Below are 2,758 nucleotides of genomic sequence, written 5' to 3'. Positions count from 1 at the left end.
GGAATGCGTTGGCGAAGCCAATGCCTGCCAGACAAGAGGCGTCGGCCATTTTCTCGCGGGCGACGGGATCGGCCTTCGCGCCCTTAAACGCGGAATGATAGGCCCGCGGCAGATAATCGAATACCATTCTGGTGGCATCCCGGCAGAAGCCGTCCGTATACTCGGTGGCAAAGATGGAAACATAGGCTTCCACAGCGTGCGTCAGCACGTCGTAGCCGGAGGCTTGCGTCGCTCTGGGGGGCAGCTTCATCATATTTTCTGCATCGATGATGGCCATTTCGGGCATCATCTCATAGCCAATCAGCGGCCACTTCATGCCGGTGTTGGCATCAGAAATAATGGTGAACGGTGTGCACTCAGAACCGGTACCGGCTGTGGTGGGGATGCAGACCAACTTGGCCTTCTTGCCCATCTGCGGGAAGAAACGAACTCTCTTGCGGATATCAATGAACGTGGTGGCCATGTCGAGGAACGCCTCTTCGGGATTCTCATACATGATCCACATAATCTTGGCGGTGTCGATTGCGGAGCCGCCGCCCACAGCGATGATGACATCAGGCTCGAACTCGTGCATCTTGGGTAGACCCCTCATGGCGTCCTGAATTTGCGGGTCCACCTGAATATCAAAGAACTCAGCAGTTTCAATTCCCAGACCATGCAGTTGATTGAGGATGTCGTCACAGGCGCCCATCTGATAGAGGTTGGCATCGGTAATGATAAAGGCGCGCTTAAAATCGTAAACGTGCTTCATTTCCCGCAGGGCCACAGGCGTGCAGCCGGTTTTATGGTAGACTTTTTTTGGAAGCTGCAGCCACAGCAGATTTTCCTTGCGAATGGCAACAACCTTGACGTCCAGCAACTGTTCAAAGTTGGTGTTGCCCATGTACGCGGAGTGACCCACAGAGCCAGGCCCTAACGTCAGGGACGGCGCAATATCGAAGTTGTACAGATCGCCGATACCGCCGAAGGCCGTGGGTGTATTGATAAGGATACGTCCTGCCTTCATTTTTTCGGCAAAGCGATCAATCTTATCCTCTTCCGTGGGGTCTATGTACAGCGCGGCAGAATGGCCTGCGCCACCCTCGTAAACCAGCTTTTCACAGATATCAAACGCCTCATCCAGCGTATCCGCCTTAAACATACCCAGCAAAGTGGTCAGCTTTTCGTTGGCCCAGGGGTTTTCGTGAGAGGTGTCGTTTGTCTCATAAATCAGAACCTTGGAATCATAAGGCACCTGAATTCCGGCCATCTCGGCAAGACGAACGGCGGTCTGGCCAACAGCTGGAGGATTTACACCGTGATTTTTAGGATTGTAGAAGACTTTGGCCACCTTGGCGGCCTCTTCATCATTCAGGAAATAGCAGCGGGCATCTTTCAGGAAAGCCTTCACCTCGTCATAAACGCTGCTCATCACCGTGATATGCTGCTCTGTGGCGCAGATCATTCCATTATCGAATGTCTTGGAGTGAATAATGGATTCGACTGCCATACGGAGATCCGCTGTCTCGTCGATCACGACGTTACAGTTGCCGGGGCCCACGCCGATGGCGGGTGTGCCGGAAGAATAGGCTGCATGAACCATGCCGGCGCCGCCGGTGGCCATGATCAGGTCAACCTTTTTCATCAATATATCCGAGATTTCCAGAGAGGGCGTCTCGATCCAGCTGATTACATGCTCCGGAAGTCCAGCCATAATTGCGGCGTCCCGAATAATTCTTGCGGCGGCGATGGAGCACTTCACAGCATGGGGGTGCGGGGAGAGGATGATGGCGTTTCTGGTTTTCAGGGCAACCAGCATTTTAAAAATGGTGGTAGAGGTGGGATTGGTGGTGGGCGTAACAGCGGCAATTACACCCTTGGGAGAGGCCACCCGCTTGGTGCCAAAGGCACGGTTTTCTTCAATAATGCCGCAGGTTTTAGCGTGACGCATATAATTCCACATATGCTCGGAAGCATACTGATTCTTTGTTACCTTGTCCACAACAATACCGTAGCCGGTTTCTTCGCAGGCCATTTTCGCAAGTGGAATCCGCATTTTGGACACCGCCATGGCGGCTTTTTCACAAATCGTATCTACCTGCTCCTGTGTAAAGGTAGCATACTCTTCCTGAGAAGCGCGAATGATAGGAAGAGCCTGTTCGAATGATTCTACCGAATTAATCAATAATGCGTTTGCCATAAATATGCCTCCCTTTTCAATTTGCAATTGGTTTTGCTGTGATTTCTGTAATTTGGATTACATCGTCTCCTTTCTTTCTAACCCAAAAAGTGCGCAGTCGTGAAACCGACGAGTTCCGTAAGACACCCTTTTTCATGACTTATCACACGTTGGAGTGACTGGTTTCTATATCTTCTCCCATACCACAGCGCATCACGGAATACGGCGCTTCTCATGATCCGGAGCTGATGCTGTGGCAATCGCTGCTGTAAAATCCGTAAGACCTGTCCAATGAGGTTGCGGAAGCAAATCCACTCTGCCGGAGCGTTCCTTCATAACTCCACGGTAGGGGTCCGGCAATCTGACGCAGGATAGCTGCTCGGTTTTTTTATTCAAATTTTCAAGCCTTTAGACCAAGTAGTATGGTTATAATATCTATAAACCAGAAATAAATCTAACTCAAAATTTATATACTAATTCAAAATTTACTTCTGAAAAATAATTACTTTGTTTTGAAAAGATAATGCCAGCAATAAATTTTGGGGCAAATATATCGGTTGTTTTGGTTTTAAAATTAATTTTGGCTCAAAATGTCCCGAT

General features: G+C 49.8%; 1 pseudogene. It reads right to left on the bottom strand.

The annotated features are described in order from the left end of the window. Positions 1–2,122: pseudogene (gene adhE / locus RT018_RS05445) on the bottom strand (bifunctional acetaldehyde-CoA/alcohol dehydrogenase); the annotation flags it as partial. Between the last annotated feature and the right edge of the window lie 636 nt (positions 2,123–2,758).

The sequence above is a fragment of the Oscillibacter sp. genome (assembly GCF_032060045.1).
Taxonomy (GTDB): domain Bacteria; phylum Bacillota; class Clostridia; order Oscillospirales; family Oscillospiraceae; genus Oscillibacter.
This window is presented reverse-complemented; position numbering and strand designations above follow the sequence as displayed.